This is a genomic window from Xanthomonas prunicola (assembly GCF_002846205.1).
Lineage (GTDB): Bacteria > Pseudomonadota > Gammaproteobacteria > Xanthomonadales > Xanthomonadaceae > Xanthomonas > Xanthomonas prunicola.
This window is the reverse complement of sequence record NZ_PHKV01000064.1, coordinates 1-1,066: the sequence shown is the minus strand read 5'-3', so window position 1 is coordinate 1,066 and position 1,066 is coordinate 1. Positions and strand designations below refer to the sequence as shown.

Genomic DNA, 1,066 nt, shown 5'->3' with positions numbered 1-1,066 from the left:
GAGTGTCTACGGAACCCTGGGCGTATCAGCTCTTCTCTAAACATAGTCCAGCCAGTCATCGGAGTGGACGTCAGAGAACTTTTGTAGAAATTCGAGATACCTTGGCTCATATCTTTTTAAATACTCATCGTCAATAATTACCCTCTTGAAATCCCCATCTCTCTCTTTCACTGACAATTTTGTGACCTTCAGGATTTTTCGATTCACACTTATCAATATTCCCTCAGCTTTCACTCTGTGAAATATTCCACTATGGCCACCGCCAAGCAGAAGAACTTTTTCCATTATAGAGAACATTATTTCAGGCCTGGAGACCTCGAAAATATGGCCGGAGGTGCTTGCAGAATAGTAATCTTCATGCACTAAATACAGTTTGCAATTAGCTGCTGTCACCCAGCATTCAAGATATAAATAATCTCTAATTCTCATTATCTATTCTCCAGTTACAATAGAATTTGCACCTAGCCTCATCACCCTCTCAATTAAATCTTTTCTAACGCCTCTAGGGCCAGTGAAAGGGTCGCGAGTCATATAGTACTTCACTCCATCGACATCTTGAATTCCATCAATAATGACAAAATGCCCCTTGCCGGGCGCAACAGGGATGTTAACTATAACATTTTTTCCATTTGCTAATGCTTGATCTAGTTGTCCAGAAAACATATTTGTGTATACATTATTCTTGATCCCGGAGTCATTTAAAACTTTTGATATCTCCTTTGCATTGACTCCGTCTCTGCGGATTCCGTTTTCAAATCGACCGATCGCACTTTCAAGATTAACAGACTGTCCTGTTTCATCAGTTATTGTCATTGCAGCGCAAGCTGGGCCACATGCAGGGGCGTTTCCTTGCAATATAATCGCCCCTTTTGGCTGATAGGGAATTGATGCCGGAGGGATAAATGCACTACCTCCTCCATCAACCGAACCACCGGGGTAGAAGTTACCAGATGGGGGTGCTCCTTCAGTCCCAAGAATTTTTCCAGGGGAGTAATCCCCCGTTAACTTCGCACCCACACTCCCAGCCTTTAATCCAGCTCCAAGCTGCGTAAGCCCATAGACGAGC

At 43.4% G+C, this 1,066-nt stretch carries 2 protein-coding genes; both read right to left on the bottom strand.

What is annotated here, in order from left to right:
• Positions 1-36 precede the first annotated feature (36 nt).
• Entirely contained in the window at positions 37-429 is a 393-nt protein-coding gene (locus tag XpruCFBP8353_RS23660; RefSeq protein WP_133125718.1) for a hypothetical protein, read from the bottom strand.
• Positions 430-432: 3 nt separating this feature from the next.
• The coding region (locus XpruCFBP8353_RS23040; protein WP_133125717.1) for a C39 family peptidase at positions 433-1,066 on the bottom strand (634 nt) is incomplete at its 5' end.

What these genes read in the sequence shown, in the direction of transcription:
- XpruCFBP8353_RS23660 (WP_133125718.1), bottom strand. Translation starts at nt 429, where the DNA reads ATGAGAATTAGAGATTATTTATATCTTGAATGCTGGGTGACAGCAGCT.